The following is a 20695-nucleotide window of genomic DNA, read 5'->3' on the forward strand; positions in this document are numbered from 1 at the left end:
CCTCAAAAGATTTATTCCATACAATTATAACATTTTGTATGGAATTCTAAAAATAGGATAATCTACATAATTGGGTAAGGAACTTAGTAAATAAACTATACACGCTACTTAATTTAATTTTTAGAAAATTGTAATCCATACAATTAATTCATTTTTTGTATGGATTTTGTATGTTAAATTATAATAAATTTAACGATACAGGAAGTGAGTCTATGAAAAAAGGAAACAAAATATGGATGGAATTTCGTACAGCTTTTCCACACACAGTACCCATATTAGCAGGTTTTTTATTTTTAGGTATTGCCTATGGCATCTTCATGAACTCATTAGGATTTAGTGCAATTTACCCGATTTTGATGAGTTTAACCATCTTTGCTGGATCTATGGAGTTTCTCGCAGCAAACCTATTACTCATGAATTTTAATCCGATTAACGCTCTGTTTCTAACTTTAATGGTGAATGCACGACATTTGTTTTATGGTATTTCAATGCTAGATAAATATAAAGATGGTGGAAAGAAAAAGCTTTATTTAATTTTCGGCCTATGCGATGAGTCTTTTTCGATCAACTATACTACTGATATACCAAATAATGTAGATAAAAGCTGGTTTATGTTTTTCGTTACATTTCTTAATCATGTTTATTGGGTGGTCGGGGCATCAATTGGAGGAATTTTTGGTTCACTTGTAAAATTCAATACGAAAGGACTCGAATTCGTAATGACTGCACTTTTTGTTGTCATTTTCATTGAGCAGTGGAAGAAGGAAACTAAACATATTAGTGCTATAGTTGGAGTTGGACTTTCAACTCTTTGTCTAATAATTTTTGGAGGAAACAATTTTATTATTCCTTCGATGATTACAATTCTTGTGACACTTACTGTACTTAGAAAACCACCTGAAAAAGTTGAGGAGGTTTCAGTATGACGATGAATGTAACACAGCAAATTATTACCATTTCAATGGTTGTTTTAGGTACAATGCTTACAAGATATCTTCCGTTTATCATTTTTCCAGCAGGTAAGCCTACACCGAAGTATATTCAGTATTTAGGTAAGGCCCTTCCACCTGCTGTAATTGGACTTTTAGTCGTATATTGTTTTAAAGATGTAAAAGTATTTTCAGGTACTCGTGGTATTCCTGAGTTTATTGCTGTATTAGTTGTTGCCTTGCTCCATATTTGGAAGAAAATGATGCTACTTTCTATAGCTGGAGGTACGATTATTTACATGATTTTAGTGCAATTTGTATTTTAATAATTTAGGGGTGAAAAAGTGAAAAATTATAGATGGAGTAATGAACAAATAAGAAACCAAGTAAATGTTCTTGATGAAGTAATAAATCCTCATATCATTTTAAAAAATGCAACCTACTTAAATAAATACTTGAATCAATGGTTATATGCAAATATTTGGATTTATCAAGATCGGATTATATACGTTGGAGAAAATCTCCCGGAGAACTTAGAAGGTATTGAAGTAGTAAATTGTGAAGGTCAATTTTTAGTTCCGGGTTATATAGAACCGCATTCACATCCATATCAGCTATATAATCCACTAACATTAGCCAAATATGCAGGTCAATTTGGTACAACAACATTAATAAATGATAATCTAAAATTTTTCTTAGAAATGTCTACTAATACTGCTTTTGAACTATTAAACGATTTTACAAACATACCATCAAGCATGTATTGGTGGTGTCGTTTTGACGGACAAACCGAATTTCCGAATAATGATGAGATTTTTAATTCGAAAGATGTTATTTCTTGGCTCGAAAATGAATTAGTTTTACAAGGTGGAGAACTAACCGCATGGCCGAAGTTACTAAATGGTGATAATCAAATGCTTACTTGGATACAGGAAACTAAGAAGCTAAATAAAAAAGTGGAGGGGCATTTTCCAGGTGCCTCAGAACGTACATTAGCTAAATTAAGTTTATTAGGTGCAGATTGTGATCATGAAGCAATGACTGGTAAAGAAGTACTTATGCGTCTAATGCAGGGGTATACGGTGTCATTGAGATATTCATCGATCAGACCTGATTTAGAAGTGCTTTTAAAAGAAATAAAAGAATTAGGTATTCAAAATTATGAGAGATTTTTCTTTACAACAGATGGATCACACCCTTATTTTTATGAGCAAGGAATGACTGATGAACTAATAAAAATAGCGATTCGGCATGAAGTTCCTTTGATTGATGCATATAAAATGGCTAGTTATAATGTTGCACAGTATTACAATATGGAACATTTACATGGTTCAATTGCAACAGGGAGAATTGCAAATATTAATTTACTAGAAAATATAGAAAACCCAACTCCTACAAGTGTATTAGCCAAAGGGAAATGGATAAAGAAAGAGGGGAAACAGATCGATCATTATTTATCTATCGATTGGGGAAAATATCAATTTACTAAATTAGAATTAAAGTGGTCATTACAAAAAGAAGACCTAAGTCTTTCAAACACATATGGTATAAACCTGATCAATAATGTCATTACAAAACCATATGAAAGCGTAGTTGATAAAGATTGTGATGAATTATCTTATGAACATGATGAATGCTTTCTATTAATTGTTGGAAGAGACGGAACTTGGAGATTAAATACGTTAGTGAAAGGATTTGCCGGGCATATTAGAGGTTTTGCAAGTTCTTATTCTGGTACTGGTGATATTTTAATTTTAGGTAAACGAAAATCAGATATGTTGAAAGCTTTTGAACGAATGAAAGAAATAGGGGGTGGTTTGGTACTAGTAGAAGACAATGAAGTCCTTCACGAAGTATCTCTACCGTTAAGAGGAAGTATGTCTGAATTAGAAATGGAAAATTTAATTAAAGTTGAGAAAAAAATGATTCAATTACTAAAAGAAAGAGGATATAAATACGACGATCCTGCTTTCACATTATTATTTTTTTCTGCAACTCATTTACCATTTATTAGGTTGACTCCTAGCGGTTTATATGATGTGAAAAACAAAAAGGTTTTAGTTTCTCCAGTAAAAAGGGAAACGCCAGAGAAAATAATTTAAGTCAATTATTCTATAAAAGAAAATAAAGATTGGAAAACTAATTGTTAATGCTTACTAAATAAAACATAAATATAACGCTGAATCGAAGGCATGAATCTGAAAATATCTGATTCATGCTTTTTATATTTGTGTTTGATTAACATATGCCAGACGAGCGAACTTTCTAGTTAAATTAGTTCAGACTTTAACATTTATTATTTATTTAAACTCATCATTATGAAAAATAAAAAAGAAGAGCATACTAAACGAGATAATTTATTGATTAGAAAATGATAGGGTGATGTTTCTTATATAGTTCTAAGTTTTTAGCGAAGGGATGAAATGTTAAGTGGTTAATTCAAATGGAAGAAATGAAAGAAATAAGAAAAATAATGTCCATACTTTCGCAATAAATTCTGAAGGAAATATTAATGAAAACTTAGAAATCATTGAATCAATCTTTCCTACTTCTGACCTTGTAAAAAAAATACTAATGATTGATGAAAAGCCTGCCCTGTTAATTTATTTATCTGGTCTAGTAAATGAGCAAAAAATTGATTCATTTATTAATAATATTAATTCGCATAAAAAAGATTTCGAGTTATTTGTTAATAATAATACGGAAAGTACTATTCGTATCGCTAAAATCGAAAAATCTGTATTAGAAGGTAAGAGTGTTTTATTTCTAGACGGGGTCTCATCCGCTTTTATTTATTCTACAGAGAATCCTCCTCATAGAACATTCATGCCACCAAATATCGACAATTCGTTGAAAGGATCAAGAATTTCTTTTGTTGAAACATATCAAGCTAACATTGCCTTGCTCCGTAGGTTTATTCAAATTAAAGATTTTCGAACAAAACAAACTGAAATTGGAACTGAGAATAGAAGCATCGTGTCGATTGCATATTTAGATCGTGTAGTTGATGAAAAGCTCCTGTTATCTGTAGAAAATAGAATTTCAGAAATAAAAATAGATTCAGTTCTCAATGCAAATCAATTGGCTCAATTAATGGAGAGAAATCAATTCTCGCCATTCCCACAAATATTAACGACTGAAAGACCAGATGAAGCGGCTTCAGCTATATTAAAAGGAAAAGTCGTCCTAATTTTAGATCGTTCATCTGAAGTAATTATTTTACCTTCGGAGTTCATAACTTTTTTTACAAGTATTGATGATTATTCATCTAGAACTATAGTAGCTTCCTTTAATCGTCTACTTAGAATTGTGGCATTATTTATAACACTCTATTTACCTGGAGTTTATATTGCGATGGTTTCGTTCAACTATGAAGTAATTCCATTAAAATTACTTATTTCGATTGGTGAATCACGTGCACAAGTCCCTTTTGACCCTCTATTTGAAGCAATTATTATGGAAATTACATTAGAATTGGTTAGAGAAGCAGGGATCAGATTACCTGCACCGATTAGTACCACAGTAGGAGTGGTGGGAGGAATTGTAATTGGCCAAGCTGCCGTTCAAGCAGGTATTGTAAGTAATATTATGGTTATCGTAGTAGCATTGACAGCTATTTCTTCCTTTATCATTCCTAAATACGAAATGGCATCAAGTTTACGTATATTAAGATTTCCAATTATGATAATGGCATCTTTATTTGGCATTTTTGGACTTGTAATAAGTACGATGATTTTAATCGTGCACGGATTATCATTAAAGAGTTTTAATACTTCGTATACTTCACCATTATCACCGATTATTTTTACTCAATTAAAGGATACATTTATACGAATGCCATTAAACTATCTTTGGAAAAATCAAAATAAAAACATTAAAAAGGGTTAAGTGAATATTGGATGTGATTAGTAAATGAATGAAACTAAATTAAATATTACATACTATCAATTTGTTACGATTATATTTGGAGTACAAATAGGCATTGGAATGTTATCCCTACCACGTGTTTTAGCTGAAAAATCCGGAACTAGTGGTTGGATTTCAATCCTATTTGGAGGTTTAATCGCTACATTACTTAGTATGTTATACATAAAATTAAGCCAAAAAGTTCCACACGAAAACTTTTCGGCTTTAATGACTATTTATTTAGGAAAATTACTTGGTAAACTATTTTTATTTTTACTATTAATCTTTTTCATATATGCTGGTTATTTAGTTTTAATGTTATCTGTATTATTTGCTCAATCATATTTACTTCAACATACTGGTGCTTATGTAATATTATTTTTATTTCTGATCCCGACTTATCAATTAATAACAGGCGGTATTCCTTTAATTGCGAAATATATTGAAACGATCTTTCCTCTGATGATTTTTTTCTTACTTATGCTTTTTTTAACATTAAAAGAGCCAAACTTTAAAAATCTATCGCCTATCATAAAAGAAGGTTGGCTTCCTATTATGAAAGCTGTACCTACAACGACAATGTCATTTTTAGGAATGGAAATAATATTCTTAATCTATCCATATTTAGATAAAAAGGAGAAAGCAATGAATGGCGTAGTGATCGCTAATGCGATGAGTACGTTTACATATCTATTTGTAGTACTCATTAGTTTTGTGAATGCTAGCCCATATGAAATGAAAAATATTTTTACACCAGTTATTGCTATGTTAAGTACGATAGAATTTCAATTTTTAGAGCGTATGGATGTAATCCTTTTATCATTATTATTAATGGTTATTTCAAAAACATGGGTTACTTATTTTTGGGCCGGATTGAACGGATTTAATGAGATATTTAAAATTAAAAAATTTCCACTTTTTGTTTTAATTATTTTTAGCATCATCATTATTTTTACGTATCAATTCATTCCAACTTTTAAAGTAATTCATCTTCAATTAAAAATTCTTTCTTACTTAGGACTTATCGTTATATTAGGATTACCATTAATTTTATGGATAGGTGGAATAGTAAATAAAGATAAGTTTAGGGTGACAACAAAGTGAAAAAGTTTGCCAATTGCTTGCTAAGTGTTTTGTTATTAATTGGATTAACAGGATGTAAAGATAAAATTAATATTGAAGATATTACAATAGCACTCTTATGGGGAGTTGATATAGATCAGCAAGGTGATGTAATTATTTATATGGCAAGTCCTGTTTTTAGTAAAGATGTTAAAGAAAAAAATGAACAGTTTAAAGTTAAAAGTTTATCATTGAGAGAAGCTAGAGATATTATAGATTCAAGATCAACAGGCATAACGGCTGGTGGAAAGGTACAAACTTTATTAATTGGTAGAAAAGTAATTGAACAAAAAAACTGGGATTCGTTACTAGATTTATTTTACCGAGATCCAAAGATGCGTCTTAATGCTGATCTAGTAGTAGTTAACGGTTCCGTTTCAGATATTTTTGAATTTAGTCCGAAAAATAAACCAAGTTTATCAATATTTATTCCACAATTAATCAAAACAGCAAATTTTAGAAACGTCTCAGTGCGAACTTCATTACGATTTTTTTACAAATTGACTGCTGAAAAAGGTGTTACTACCTTTGCACCTGAATTAACATTAAAAGACAATATTTTGGAAATCAGTGGAACTACATTACTAAACAATCAAAATGAATATCAAAGGACTCTATCATTAAAGGAAACAATGCTATTAATCATTTTACAAGATAAAAATGAAGGACAATTTTCTATGTGGTTACAGCCGAAACAACATAAAAAAATCAAAAATACTATATCGAATAACAATATCAGTTTTTATATTAATGATATAAAAAGGAATGTAATAAAAAAATATCATAATGGTAAATATCAATTTAATATAAATTTAAAATTACCAGTAGCTATAACAGAATCTCCAATAAAATTAAATAATAAATCGGAAGCAAAGTTAAAAAAGGAAATAGAAAATGATTTACAAATGGAACTAAATCAATTAGTTAAATCTCTTCAAAATGATAAGGTGGATCCAATTGGTCTCGGACTTTTTGCGAGATCATTTAAATACGCAGAATGGAAAAAAGTAGAGGATAATTGGGTCAGTGCATTTCAACAATCAAAAATTAAGGTTAAGGTTAAAATTATTTTGGTTGATAAAGGGTTATCGATGTAACTAATAAGATTTGCTATTTTCAAAATGTGCCTTTTGGAAAAGCGATGAAGAAAACGTTAATTTTCAAAAAGAAGATGATTTCTGTATTGTGAACAGGTTTCATCTTTTTTATATTACACTGATCTCATATCATTTCTTTCATTGTTTACTAAAGTTAGATACTTAGTTTCTATAGTAAATATTTAATAGATTATTTTCAAAAAACTCTTTACTTTTCAATGGAATTCTTGATACAATGTTTTTCCGTCTGAAAATTCGGCTATTTAGTTACATAAAAGGAGGTTTGAATAATGTCTACACAACAATTCGAAGAGGAACTTCAATATCTAAACACAATTTTAGATGAGATGGAGCGCCAGCTAATAAAACTTGAAGGGATTCCGGTTTATAAAGGTAGTGATGTAACCGAGCAAGTGCTTGAAGGAATTCGTGAAAATAATCGAAGAAATCTTCGTTTAGCTAAAAATGAACCATATTTTGGCCGAATGGATTTTGAGGAAGAACATAAGGATTCGGTACCTATTTATATTGGAAAAGTAGGAGTATCAGACCAAGCGACAGAAAATCCAGTGGTGATCGATTGGCGTGCTCCTATTGCAAGTATGTTTTATTCGTTTACTGGAGGAGATGATCCGGCTTATTATGAATCTCCAGAAGGTATTATCGAAGGCATAATCTATTTAAAACGAAACATTGTAATCCGCAAAAAAAATCTCCAACGTGTTGTAGATACCTATGTTAAGGGAAATCAAGATTTATCTGTTACTGATGATTTTCTACTTTATCGTTTAAGCGAAAACAAAGATAATCGCTTAAAGGATATTGTTTCTACTATTCAATCTGAACAAAATGATATTATTCGTTCTTCCAAAAATACACCTTTAGTCATACAAGGAGTTGCAGGAAGTGGAAAAACTACTGTTGCTCTTCATCGACTTGCATTTCTGATTTACCAATACCGTGAAACATTAAAGGCTGATAAAATGATTATTTTTGCACCTAATAATATGTTTCTTGATTATATTTCAAATGTTCTACCAGAGTTAGGTGTAGGAGGTATCCAACAAACAACGTTTTCAGATTGGGCTTTAACTATTCTCGATTATGAAGTAAAACTTAAGGATTCATCTGAAAATCAAAAAAAATGGTTCGCAATTGGTGCTGATCGCCTCGAAATCAATCAAAATACTCCAGGGAAATGGAAAGGCTCAACCCATTTTATGAATATTATTGATCGGTGCATGGATATTTACGAAACATCAGCTGTTCCTGAAAGTGATTTTATACCATGGAAAAATAAAATGATTGATAAAGAAACACTAAAACATTGGTTTAGTATTGAATACAAGCATTATCCACTTGCTAAACGAAGAGAACGCATTATAGCAAGAATTAAGCAATGGATAGATAATGAATTAAAATATATTGAAGAAACGAACATAAAAAAAGAGAAAAAGAAAAAAGCAACACAATATTTAAATTCTTATATGAAACAATGGCCAAAGCATACCGCACTATCTTTCTATAAAACGCTATTCACGACAATTAAGAGTTCATCAAATGTAGATGACATACCCGTGGATATCATTAAAACGACTTCTTTAAGTTGTAAAAAGAAAGAAATGGATCAAGAAGATTTAGCTCCACTTGTTTATATACATAATCGTCTTTTTGGAATTGAGTCAAAGCAAAAGTTCCATCATGTAATTGTTGACGAAGCGCAGGATTTTTCCCCTATTCAAATTGCATTATTAAAGCAGATGACGATTGGAAATTCGTTTACCATTCTCGGAGATTTATCCCAAGCTATTCACGAGTATCAAGGCATAAATAATTGGAGTGAGTTTATAGACGTATTCAATGAAAAAGAGGTAACATATTACGAGTTAAATAGGAGCTATCGTTCAACGATGGAAATAATCCATTTTGCAAATGAAATTATTAAAAATGCAAATATACCAGTTAGCCTAGCAAACCCTGTTTTCCGAAGTGGTGAAAAAGTTAAAATAATAGAAGTAAATGATACAAATCGGATTCAAGTCATTATTAATGCAATCCAGCAATTAAAGATAGATAAAATGGATACAATCGCCATTATTGGTCGTACTGAAGACGAATGTGAAATTTTATATAATGCTTTATCAACAGCTGGACAAGATGTAACCTTTATTCATTCAAAACAGAGAAAATACGAAGGTGGTATTTCCGTAGTACCAATTTATCTATCTAAAGGACTTGAGTTTGATGCTGTACTTCTCGTAGATGTAGATGATCAGCATTATGAAGAAACGAACCAAGACGCAAAGTTATTATATGTTGGATGTACCCGTGCCCTTCATAATCTATTGGTACTATATTCTGGAATCAAGTCTCCGCTTATCGATCATATCGACACTACAGAATGATGAAATCTATTATTAATTTAATCCATTCAACCGGCCTAGAAAGATATACTTCTTTAAAAAAGCATCGATGTTAGTTATCGATGCTTTTTTAATTCGAATAACAAGCTTTTTGACAGTTTGAAGAAATTAGACATATTTTTTTATTGAATACTTGCATGGCAGTGGCAGTGACATATTATTCTTCTATTATTGTCAGTAAAACTCCTAAAATATGGTAAATGTTACTCTTTTCAACTTCATTACTAGTCTATTAATATTGAAGTAATATTATAAAAGTAGGTGACCATCATCGAATCAAAACAAGATGTCATATTGTGCTTAAAAGATCTAAAAAAAGACTATGGCGCAAAATCAGTTTTAAAAGGGATTGATTTAACTGTTAATCGTGGGCAAATTATCGGCTATATTGGTCCAAACGGAGCAGGTAAAAGCACAACTATTAAAATATTGTTAGGTCTAGAAGGAGAATACACCGGTAAGGTCGAGGTTTTTGGAGAGGAAATCAGTGATCAAAATATTGAATTCAAGAAAAAAATAGGCTATGTACCTGAAATAGCTGAACTTTACGATAATCTTACAGCAAGAGAGTACTTAACCTTCGTGGGTGAGCTATATGGGCTGGATTTTGATGAAGCTGATGAGAAAGCAATGAAGTTAATGAAGGTCTTTGGGATGGAGGAAGTTTATTTATCCAGAATTGCATCTTTTTCAAAAGGGATGAGGCAAAAAGTCCTAATCATTTCAAGTTTAATACATAACCCCGACCTTCTATTTTTGGATGAGCCACTTAGTGGGCTCGATGCAAACAGTGTAATGGTATTTAAAGAAATATTAGCCATACTCGCAACTAACGGTAAAACGATCTTCTACTCATCCCATATTATGGATGTAGTTGAGAAAATAAGTAATCGTATTATTCTGATTAATGATGGTAAGATCGTTGCCGATGGTAGTTTTAAAGAATTAAAAGAGCAAAATGAAGAAGGTACATTGGAACAGATCTTCAATCAGCTTACAGGGTTTAATGAACATCAAGCTTTAGCTGAGGAATTCGTATCCATTGTAAAAGGGGGATAATTGTGAAAGATTTCCCTATGTTAAAAATCTTAGACTTATTTCGACCACTATTTGAACTATTTGGTGTTGAGTATCCAATCATGCGGAAAATAGTAGCAGTGAAATTGACAATGGATAGTCGAAGGACTCCGACAATTTTTAATCAAAACAAAAAGAAAAAGCACAATGACGAAGACAATGGCATTCTAAAATCTTTAGGAATGTATGCATTACTTAGCATCTTCTTTATTCCGGTGGTCATTATGGGAAAAGGTTATATATACCAAATGAGTGCTTTTTTTGGAATAGTCATGTTCCTCGTAATGACATCAATGATTTCGGATTTTTCCAATGTTTTACTTGATATTAAAGACAAAGGCATTCTTCATACGAAACCGATTAGAAAAAAGACTATTACCGCAGCAAAAGCGATACATATTTCAATCTATCTTTTATTAATAACTACGGCTTTAACAGCATTACCTATAATAGTTGGCACATTTAGGCACGGGGTATTATTCTTCCTATTATCCATATTAGAGCTACTTCTTGTGAACTTATTTATAGTTGTATTAACCTCGATGATTTATTATTTCATATTACGATTTTTTGATGGTGAAAAGTTAAAGGATATTATTAATTATGTTCAAATAGCATTATCTATTTCAATCGCAGTAGGGTACCAGCTTGTAGGAAGAGCATTTAGCTTTGTTAATATGGATTTCTCTTTCTCGCCAAGTTGGTGGCAATTTCTAATACCACCTATTTGGTTTGGAGCTCCGTTTGAGATGATTTTAAATCATGACACTAACCCATATTTTATCGCATTTTCAATTTTAGCGATCATCATCCCTATTATTGCAATCTGGGTATATAATCTGATGATGCCGTCCTTTGAGAAAAATCTTCAAAAATTAACAAATAATAGTGGCAAAAACAGACAAAAGGATAATAAGTTAAAAAAATGGGTGACCAATGTAATTTGTAGTAGTAAAGAGGAAAGGGTATTTTATAGATTTGCAGATAATATGATGCGTAACGAGAGAGAATTTCGTCTTAAGGTTTATCCATCATTAGGACTCTCGATCGTACTTCCATTTGTATTTCTATTTAATCAACTACAAATCTATTCCTATCATCAATTAGTTACAAGTAAAAGTTTTTTAACAATCTATACCTCATGTCTTATAATCCCTAATGCAATTGCAATGCTAAAATATTCCGGGAAATATAAGGGTGCTTGGATATACAAAACAGCACCTGTATCCAATCTTGCTCCATTATATAGTGCAACGTTAAAAGTATTTATTACAAACCTATATTTTCCTGTCTATTTTGTATTAAGTTTAATTTTTATTGGCATTTTTGGCATTAAAATTATTCCAGATATTTTAGTTACTTTCGTAAGTTCTATTTTATATACGGTTATTTGCTCGAATTATCTTAAAGGAACTTTGCCATTTTCGGAGTCATTTGAAGATGCCCAACAAAGTGCTGGGATTAAAATAATAGTTGCCTTATTATTTGGTGGAATTTTAGCTTTAATTCACTGGGGGGTAACTTTTATACCATTTGGCGTACCGATCTATTTTATATTGTTAATTTTTACGACATTCTTTTCATGGAAACATGCCTATAAGACTATTTGGGATTTTTAAAACCAAGTATATTAGTTTATTAATAAAGTAGAAAGCACTATTCTTTCTACTTTTTAATTTAAGTTAAAATGGTCCTTAAAAGTTCTTTAAGTATTGCATACGATTTGCCACTAGTTTCTTGGGTAAATAATGACTAAGCAATTTAATAGTACTTTTTAATTAATTGGGATAATATGGGAGAGTAACTTAGATTAAATAAAAAGTTGTGAAAGGACGTTGACCATGTCAAATTTATTCCAACCATTTAAATGTAAAGGATTAGAATTAAAAAATCGTGTAGTTATGCCACCTATGTGTCAATATTCAGTTCATCTAAAAGATGGAATTCCTACTGATTGGCATTTCATTCATTACACTAGCCGTGCAATCGGGGGAACTGGTTTAATTATTATCGAGATGACAAATGTTGAAGATCGTGGACGTATATCGGATTTTTGCTTAGGAATTTGGAGTGATGACCATATACCAGCATTTAAACGTATTATTGATGAATGTCATAAATATGGTGCAAAAGTTGCGATTCAGATTGCTCACGCAGGGCGTAAAGCTGAAGGTGCTCCAAAACCAGTATCTTCTTCACCAATCGCTTTTAATGAAAAATCAAAAACCCCACATGAATTAACTACTTTAGAAGTTAAAGAAATGGTTGAAAAGTTCAAAAAAGGTGTAGAACGCGCGGTTCTTGCTGGTGTAGATACAGTTGAACTTCATGGAGCACATGGATATCTAATTCACCAATTTGCATCGGCTTATACAAATCATAGAACAGATGAATATGGTCAAGATAAATTTTTATTCGGAAAAGAAGTCATTAAAGCTGCAAAAAGCGTAATGCCTGCAGATATGCCACTAATTATGCGAATCTCTGCATTAGAATATGTGGATGGAGGCTATGGTCTAGATTATTCTGTAGAAATGGCTAAAGCATTCCGAGATGCAGGAGTCGATCTATTCCATATTTCTTCTGGCGGTGAAGGGCCAATTGGTTCAGGAGGAAGACCTGGATCACATCCTGGATACCAAGTTAAATTGGCTGAACAAATAAAACAAGAGGTAGAAGTTCCTGTAATTGCTGTAGGAAAATTAGATGATGCTAACTTAGCAGAAGCTGTACTTGGCAATCAAGAAGCTGATTTAATCGCTGTTGGTCGTGGTATGTTAAGTAATCCATATTGGGCAAATGAGGCTTCAATACTTCTTGAAGGAAAACCTTTGACGCCAAAACCATATGAAAGAGCATATTAAAAGTAAGATAGAAAAAGTACGCAGATTGTAAAAGCGTACTTTTTTGCATTCTATGAAATTAAAAAAAGATCTTGAATGGTTACAAGACCTTATTTTGTCTCTATTTCATTAAAAAATGGTTTGTTAGCAAAATAATACATGATCGCCATCATAAATTCTCCACCAATCAGATTTCCAATTGTAACAGGAATTAGATTGCGAACCATTCCTGAAATCGAAATAGTGTCAGAGTGATCGATTACTAGTGCAATTGCAAAAGAGCACATATTGGCAATACTGTGTTCATAACCAGACATAAAAAAACAAAAAACAAAAAGCATCATGGCAGTGATCTTTGTTCCATTCTCTGTTTCTCCAAAGGACATTGGGATAAAAAATGCAAGGCACACAAGCCAATTACATAAGATACCTCTAGCAAATAAATGAAAAATGGGATTATGTATTTTATGCTCGACTACGGATAAAAGAAAAGCACTCGAGTTTTGCGCCTCAAAAAGCCCAGTAGTATAAATGATTATTGCAAACAAGCAAGCACCTAAAACATTGCCAATATAACTGTAGATTAAGAGCTCAAAGACCTTTGGCCACTTCATTCGACCTCTTAATGCAGCATATGTATAATAAAAGGTATTTCCAGTAAAAAGATCTCCTCCACCATACCAGATCAACACGATGGCTGCTCCAAATGTTAAAGCTGCAATAGGGTAAGCAACTGGAGAATTAACTAAGAAAAACCCGTTTCCTGTTTTGAAAGCTACCATTACACCGAATCCAATAAACATACTTGCAAGCATACTTCTTAAAACGTAGCGGAGATGGCTTTGTTCAAATATTTTTAATTTTTTTAAAGCTAATTTTTCTACTTCTAACAGTGGTTTAATTTCCATCATATCACCCCATGTTAATTTGCCATAAACGGATATGAAATATACGAATTCAATTTTTAAATAGAAAGAGAAAGAAAAATTTTACTAATAACAGCAAAACATATTTTCGTATTATGAGTGATTTTTAGTATAGTACGTTAAATCACGTACTTTATTTGAGAATTTTTGTGGTAAAATTTAATTATTAACAATTTTCCGTATAATTAGATGGTCCCCTGATTAAAAAAATAAGGATCTTAAACTAATAATTGTAGAGATAGAATAGTACATTGGAGGGGTTATTTTGAAAGAAATTATTGTACGTCCATATACATTTGAGGATGCAGAAGCAAAGCTACAGTTACACATAGAAAATAAAGAACATTTTGAAAAATGGTCCCCTACACTAAGAAACGATGAATTTTACACAATTCAAGGACAAATGAAGAGTATAAAAGAGCACATGGAAAATAGTGCAGAAGATAGTAGACATGATTTTGCGATTTTTATTAAAGAAGAGAATCATACACAGACTTTAATCGGAGAAGTACAGTTCATTTTCGTTACGAGAGGTCCGAAACAAAGTTGTATGGTAGGTTATCATATTGGAGAGAAATTTAATGGGCAAGGATATATGACAAAAGCTTTAAAAATTGCCTTCGAAGATTTAAAATTCCACCGAGTAACATCAGAAGTTAACCCAGAAAATTTAGGATCTATACGTGTACTTGAAAAGGTTGGCTTCGTGAAGGAAGGTTATTATAGAAAAAACTTAAAAATTAGAGATCAGTGGTATGATCACGTTTGCTTCGCAATTTTAGAAGAAGAGTTTGCAGAACTGGTGGCTCAAAGTTAAGTTTGGTTAATTAAAGAATAGATTAAAAAGATAAACAGCTTTTTTGTTTATCTTTTTTTGATATAAGATCCTTATACAAAAAATCATCCTAAAAATGTTGCAATATAAACTCTAATTATTGCTAAAGAAATTAATGAATATCGCCCCATGGAAAGCGAAATCCTGTAGTGGAAATCAACCCCATAGGGATCCCTTTACGGAAATTTAAAAGTGGTGAAATAAATCCTTTCTACTATAATTTTTGAGTTTGTTAAGAGCGTTTAATAAATAAGTAATACAAACTAGTCATTTGTAAAACTAAGCTTTTTCAGTGTTTTTACGACACGATTTTTAAATTGTCATAAAATTTTACAATAAAAATAAAGGGAAATTGACGTATATCATCTAATTAGTTAGAAAGGGAGTTTTTAAACTCTCTTTTCTCTTTAGTGTTAGATACCGCATGTTGATTAATTTGTAAGATGCTCAAAGTAAAACAATGATGAAAAAAAGGAGTGGTAGGGATGAATTTCCACATTTTATCGGAAGAGAAAGAAAACCAAAACATTCATTATTACTGTATCGCTGCAGGTAGCCATCGCTACGACTTTGCTGTAATCTTTTCAGAAAAATTTCTTGGGAAAGCAATGGTGATCTCTATTCAGAGTGGAAGAATGGTTTTACTATGTAGAGAAGATATTGACCACCCAGAACACTGGGATCAAAAGCTTGGAATTGCAACCGAAGACATCCCAGAACTTGAAATGTTTTTTCATTCTATTTTGGACCAACGAATTTTCAGTGATCAATATTAAAAATATGAGGGTCTCCAAATTATTGGAGACTCTTTTATTTTTTAGTCATAAAAAAACACAATCTAATTTTACCAATAATCCTCTACAAATATTAAATATGTATTTGCCAGGGGATAAAGCGGTTTGTCATTAGCATGTATATAAATAAACAGTTTAATAAAAATAAATAAATTGAATATTTAATTTTATTTTAAAATGGCATTAAATAACTTAATCTATCAATTAGGGGGTTATTCTAAAATCCAATTCTTTCTTTCTACTTAAACATGAGTAATTACACTTGTTTTATTATTTAATTTATGTGTAAATAGACCTCTAAAATTGCCGATTATATAAATTATTAAATTCTAAAGTTCTATTTTCTCATAAAGTAAAAGGTATTATTATGTGTTTACTAGAAAATAATTCCATATAGAAAGGAGAAATATGAAATTGGAAGATAGAAGCCTTATGTAACTTCATATAAATTAAATCGATTTGGTTTCATTTATTATTAAACCTTAAAGTTTCATAGGGTTGATAAATGAGTAATTGTTACATAAGTGAGTTATTAGTTATTTTCTATTAATCTTTTATAAAAAGGGGCGCAACAATGAAGAAAAAAAATTATTTAGCAATACCTGTATCAACAATGCTGTTATTTTCAAGTATTTATACTGGGACTGTTCAAGCAGCTTCAGTAACAGGTGCTAATAGCACAGCAGTTGCTAATCAGGTAAACTCTGGGAAAAATCTTAGAAAAAGTCAAATGAAGGAAGTACCGAAAGCTAGCAAAAAGGTACTCCCTAAAAAAGCTGAATCAAAAATTGAGACAAAATTAAGAGATAAATTAAAAGGTAAAGAGTCACTAACTAAACATAATTATCAAACTGGTGAATTAGTTGTTAAATATAAAAAGAAAACGACTACTGGGGAAATCTCTTCATTTCAGAAAAAGTACTCTTTAAAGCCTTCTAAGAAATTAAAGTCGCTAAATGCTGAGGTAGTAAAAATACCATTAGGTGAAAGCACTAGTGAGTACATAAGTAAACTTAAAAAAGATTCAAATGTTGAATCCGTACAACCAAACTACAAATATTATGCTTCTGATTTCAATAATACTGTTAACTATTATGATCAATTATGGGGATTAAATAATACAGGACAAACGATTAATGATAGTCAAGGTTTAAAGGATATTGATGTAGATGCACCTGAAAGCTGGGGAAATTATGGATCAAAGCTAGCAAATCAGGGAGCGCAAGTTGTAGTTGGTGTAATTGATTCGGGTATTGATATTAACCATCCAGATTTAGCTGGTAAAATTTGGACAAATACAAAAGAAATTCCTGATAATAAAATTGATGATGATCACAACGGTTATGTTGACGATGTAAATGGTTGGGATTTTTATAATCATGATAACACAGTTTATGATGCACTTGATGGAGATGAACATGGTACGCATGTTTCTGGGACAATAGCTGGAGCTTTAGAAGGAAAAACTACAAACGACAATAAAGGTGTTGTCGGTATTGCTCCAAACGTTAAAATTTTACCGTTAAAATTCATTGGTCCTGATGGTGGAACATCTGCAGATGCAATCGAGGCTATTGAATACGCAAAAAGTATGGGAGTTAAAATTACAAATAACAGTTGGGGCGGCGATGAATACGACCCATTACTGAAAGATGCAATTGAGAATTCTCAAAGCTTGTTTGTAGCCGCTGCAGGCAATGAAGGATGGGATAATGATGAAGGTGGCTCTTATCCAGCGAGTTTTGATAGTGCTAATATACTATCAGTTGCTGCTGTTGATAACAAAGGTAACCTAGCATCTTTCTCAAACTATGGCGCAGAATCAGTTGATGTTGCTGCACCTGGTGTAGACATTTTAAGTTCGGTACCGAAATATCCAGTCGATGAAATTACTTCAGCATTGAAAATTGGTCAAGCTGGAGCATCAGCAGAAATTAATAGTGGCAGTTATAAGGCGATCTTTGATGGTATTGGGTATGAAAAGATAACTTCTGAAACTGAAAGACAAGATGCTTTTAACAAAGCATTAAATTATTTAGATTTAGATCCAACCAAAAAAATATTACTTGTTCAAGATGATGAAAATGATCTTGCAGACATGTTAAAAGACATTCCTGAGCTTTCTAAAATCTTTAAAAACTATCTGCCAACATATCAAACACTGTTGGATGGCTATAAACTAGAAGATAATACGGTTACGATTAGTTCCGAAAAGTCTTTATCTGATTCTATGGACATTAATAAATTATCATCATACGATGCAGTTGTTTGGTTTACAGGAAATGCTATTGGATTTAACTCTGAAGAAGGTACTACTTTAACAAAATCAGATACAGATGCGTTAAAAAATTACTTAACGAATGGTGGTAAATTACTACTATCTGGTGTTAATGTTCTATCTGGACAAGAGAAATCATCACTTGTAAAGGATACTTTACATTTAAATGTTTACTCTGATATGGGTCCAAGTTTGAATGTTGAAGGATTGGCTGATGGAATCTATAAAAATACTAATTATGCTGTAAATAGATTTGATCTACCTTACTACATTGCTGATTATGTTCAATCAAATGATTCAAAAACGACGTATATAAATACTAAGTATGTTTCTGATTATTCACAAGCATATGACTATTATAGTGGAACATCTATGGCGACTCCTCATACAACGGGAACTGCTGCTCTTTTATTAGGTTTAAATCCGAATATGTCACCAGAGATGCTAAAATTATATACAAGTGCAAAAGGAACAAAATTAAATTCACTAAAAGAACTTGTAGGCACTGGAAAAATTGTTAAAGCAAAAGATCTAGATAGCTTTGATGATAATGACACACCAGGTGTTCCTTTAGATAAGAGTGTATTAAATGGAAGCTTAAAATTAACAAATGATCATAACAATGATAAAAACGATGTTTATGCAGTGTCTTTAAAAGAAGGACAAGGCATTACATTCTCATTAAATGGTCAAGCAGGTAGCGATTTTGACTTATATGTATATGATGAATCAACCGAAAGCGTAAATAATAAGAATGGAATGGTTGCATACTCAGAGAATGAAAATTCATCAAATGAAACGATAAAGTTTGTTGCTCCTAATACAGGAATTTATTTTGTAAATGTTTACGACTACAAAGGTGCTGGTAACTATAAACTTTACACAGGTAATTTCGGTGGAACGTATGAAGATGATTCTAGTTCATTGACTTACAACGGTGAGTGGATGCCAGTATTTAATCCGCAACTTTCTGGACAAATGGCAGGTGTCCTAAATTCTTCAGGAGACGTTAATTTTACGTTTGTTGGGTATAGCATTGAATGGCAAGGTTTTAAAGATCCTTCTCAAGGAATTGCCGATGTTTATATAGACGGCAAAAAAGTAACATCAAAATCGCTTTATAATGCTACTTTTAAATCAAAACAAAGCATCTTTAAACAAGATTTTACAACTTATGGTACACACTCTATCAAAATTGTGTGGACTGGAAACAACGACCCTGCTGCAAGAAAATCTGCTACAGGAATCAATGTTGATAAATTTATTGTAAAAAGTAATCCTATTTCATTGAAAACATCTTTTGACACTGCAAAGAAACAACCAGTTATTTCATGGACATCTTCAAATCTGGCAGAATCTTACAGTATTTATCGTAAAGAGTCTTCACAACCTAATTATGTTCAAGTAAATAAAACGACTACAACGTCTTACACGGATTCAACTGCAGTACCAGGTAAAACATATGATTATGTGGCTGTAATTAATACAGCGGATAAAACAGAGACACCTTTTTCATCAGCTATTCATTACGTTTACGATGATGATATTAAAGGAAGTAAATCAATTACAGGTACTGTAAAAGGTAGTCTTAGCATTGATGCAAAGGACTTAAAAGATGTTTGGTCTAAGACATTAACTGCGGGTAAAACATATGAGATTGCGTTAACTGGTCCTTCTAATGCTAACTTTGATTTATCATTATTCAATACTGGTTCATCAACTATTTATGATAAAAATAAACCTGCATTAAAAAAATCAGTTAGCACGACTTCTACTGAAAAAATCGTATTCAAACCAACGAAAACTGGAAAGTATTATATCGTCCCTTCAGCTGTAAAAGGCTCAGGTCAATATAGTCTATCTGTTTCTGTACAAACAACGAAATCAGTAGAGAACAGCGATTCAAATGTTAAATACTCTGGAACTTGGTCTAAGTTAAAATATACAAGTGCTTCAGGCGGAACAATTAATGAAACAAAAGGTTCTACTGGATCACTTCAATATAACTTTACTGGAACAGAAATAACAGTGTATGCCTTAAAAGATAAGAATATGGGAAAAGCTGACATCTATATAGATGGTAAAAAAGTAAAGCAAATTGATCTTTACTCATCAAGCCGAAAATATAAAATAAATGTATTCAATACTCAAAATCTACCAAATAAAGCACATACTATTAAAATCGTAGCAACTGGTACAAAATCTAGTGCTGCAACAAACAAGTTAATAAATGTAGATTCATTTAAATTAACTCAATTTACTTTAGTTAAATAATAATTTAATCTTTAAAAATCCTGATTGCTCCTTTAGGGGCATCAGGTTTTTTTATTATAATTTCAAAGTAATAAAAATTTACCTTTACTAAAGTGAAATAAAAGGTGACAAGTTTGTGTAAATTTTTTGAATATTATAGACGGTTTATCTATGTATTTGGTAAGATTAAGCAAAAATAGATTGGTCATTTT

14 protein-coding genes are annotated in these 20695 nt (G+C 31.5%); 13 read left to right on the plus strand and 1 reads right to left on the minus strand.

Features of this window, described 5'->3' with window-relative positions; all coding sequences use genetic code 11:
• Positions 1-170: 170 nt before the first annotated feature.
• From azlC to COC46_RS06290, 10 genes are all read left to right on the plus strand, one after another.
• Positions 171-926 carry an azaleucine resistance protein AzlC gene (gene azlC / locus COC46_RS06245; RefSeq protein ID WP_255294830.1) on the plus strand — a complete coding sequence of 252 codons (756 nt, stop codon included), beginning with the start codon at positions 171-173 and terminating at the stop codon, positions 924-926.
• A complete protein-coding gene (locus COC46_RS06250; protein WP_098808886.1) occupies positions 923-1255 on the plus strand; it encodes a branched-chain amino acid transporter permease in 333 nt (110 codons plus the stop codon). Before azlC ends, COC46_RS06250 begins: the two co-directional genes overlap by 4 nt.
• A gap of 18 nt (positions 1256-1273) precedes the next feature.
• Complete coding sequence (locus COC46_RS06255; protein ID WP_098808887.1) at positions 1274-3031, plus strand: adenine deaminase C-terminal domain-containing protein; 1758 nt, start codon at positions 1274-1276, stop codon at positions 3029-3031.
• 328 nt (positions 3032-3359) lie between these two features.
• Positions 3360-4817, plus strand: coding sequence for a spore germination protein (locus COC46_RS06260; protein ID WP_098808888.1), 1458 nt, complete (start codon positions 3360-3362; stop codon positions 4815-4817).
• 24 nt (positions 4818-4841) lie between these two features.
• A complete protein-coding gene (locus COC46_RS06265; RefSeq protein WP_098808889.1) occupies positions 4842-5939 on the plus strand; it encodes a GerAB/ArcD/ProY family transporter in 1098 nt (365 codons plus the stop codon).
• The gene (locus tag COC46_RS06270) at positions 5936-7054 is read left to right on the plus strand and encodes a Ger(x)C family spore germination protein (RefSeq protein WP_098808890.1); all 1119 of its coding nucleotides are present in this window, start codon (positions 5936-5938) and stop codon (positions 7052-7054) included. The genes COC46_RS06265 and COC46_RS06270 overlap by 4 nt, the downstream gene beginning before the upstream one ends.
• 290 nt (positions 7055-7344) lie before the next feature.
• Positions 7345-9459 (plus strand): HelD family protein, encoded by a 2115-nt coding sequence (locus tag COC46_RS06275; protein ID WP_098808891.1) that lies wholly within the window; start codon positions 7345-7347, stop codon positions 9457-9459.
• 309 nt (positions 9460-9768) lie between these two features.
• The gene (locus tag COC46_RS06280; protein WP_255294831.1) at positions 9769-10536 is read left to right on the plus strand and encodes an ABC transporter ATP-binding protein; all 768 of its coding nucleotides are present in this window, start codon (positions 9769-9771) and stop codon (positions 10534-10536) included.
• Between the two features lie 2 nt (positions 10537-10538).
• The gene (locus COC46_RS06285) at positions 10539-12173 is read left to right on the plus strand and encodes a hypothetical protein (protein WP_098808893.1); all 1635 of its coding nucleotides are present in this window, start codon (positions 10539-10541) and stop codon (positions 12171-12173) included.
• 222 nt (positions 12174-12395) lie between these two features.
• Entirely contained in the window at positions 12396-13418 is a 1023-nt protein-coding gene (locus COC46_RS06290) for an NADH:flavin oxidoreductase/NADH oxidase (protein ID WP_098808894.1), read from the plus strand.
• 89 nt (positions 13419-13507) lie between these two features.
• On the opposite strand, the gene COC46_RS06295 is transcribed toward COC46_RS06290, so the two are convergent.
• The gene (locus tag COC46_RS06295; RefSeq protein WP_098808895.1) at positions 13508-14305 is read right to left on the minus strand and encodes a formate/nitrite transporter family protein; all 798 of its coding nucleotides are present in this window, start codon (positions 14303-14305) and stop codon (positions 13508-13510) included.
• Between the two features lie 283 nt (positions 14306-14588).
• On the opposite strand from COC46_RS06295, the gene COC46_RS06300 reads away from it, so the two are divergent.
• The 3 genes from COC46_RS06300 to COC46_RS06310 all read left to right on the plus strand — a co-directional run bounded on the left by COC46_RS06300 (position 14589) and on the right by COC46_RS06310 (position 20504).
• Positions 14589-15140 carry a GNAT family N-acetyltransferase gene (locus COC46_RS06300; RefSeq protein ID WP_176545077.1) on the plus strand — a complete coding sequence of 184 codons (552 nt, stop codon included), beginning with the start codon at positions 14589-14591 and terminating at the stop codon, positions 15138-15140.
• Positions 15141-15643: 503 nt separating this feature from the next.
• Complete coding sequence (locus COC46_RS06305; protein ID WP_098808897.1) at positions 15644-15934, plus strand: SAV0927 family protein; 291 nt, start codon at positions 15644-15646, stop codon at positions 15932-15934.
• Between the two features lie 592 nt (positions 15935-16526).
• The gene (locus COC46_RS06310) at positions 16527-20504 is read left to right on the plus strand and encodes a S8 family serine peptidase (protein WP_098808898.1); all 3978 of its coding nucleotides are present in this window, start codon (positions 16527-16529) and stop codon (positions 20502-20504) included.
• Positions 20505-20695 lie beyond the last annotated feature (191 nt).

Source organism: Bacillus sp. AFS041924 (assembly GCF_002577195.1).
In the GTDB taxonomy this organism is placed as follows: Bacteria; Bacillota; Bacilli; order Bacillales; family Bacillaceae_G; genus Gottfriedia.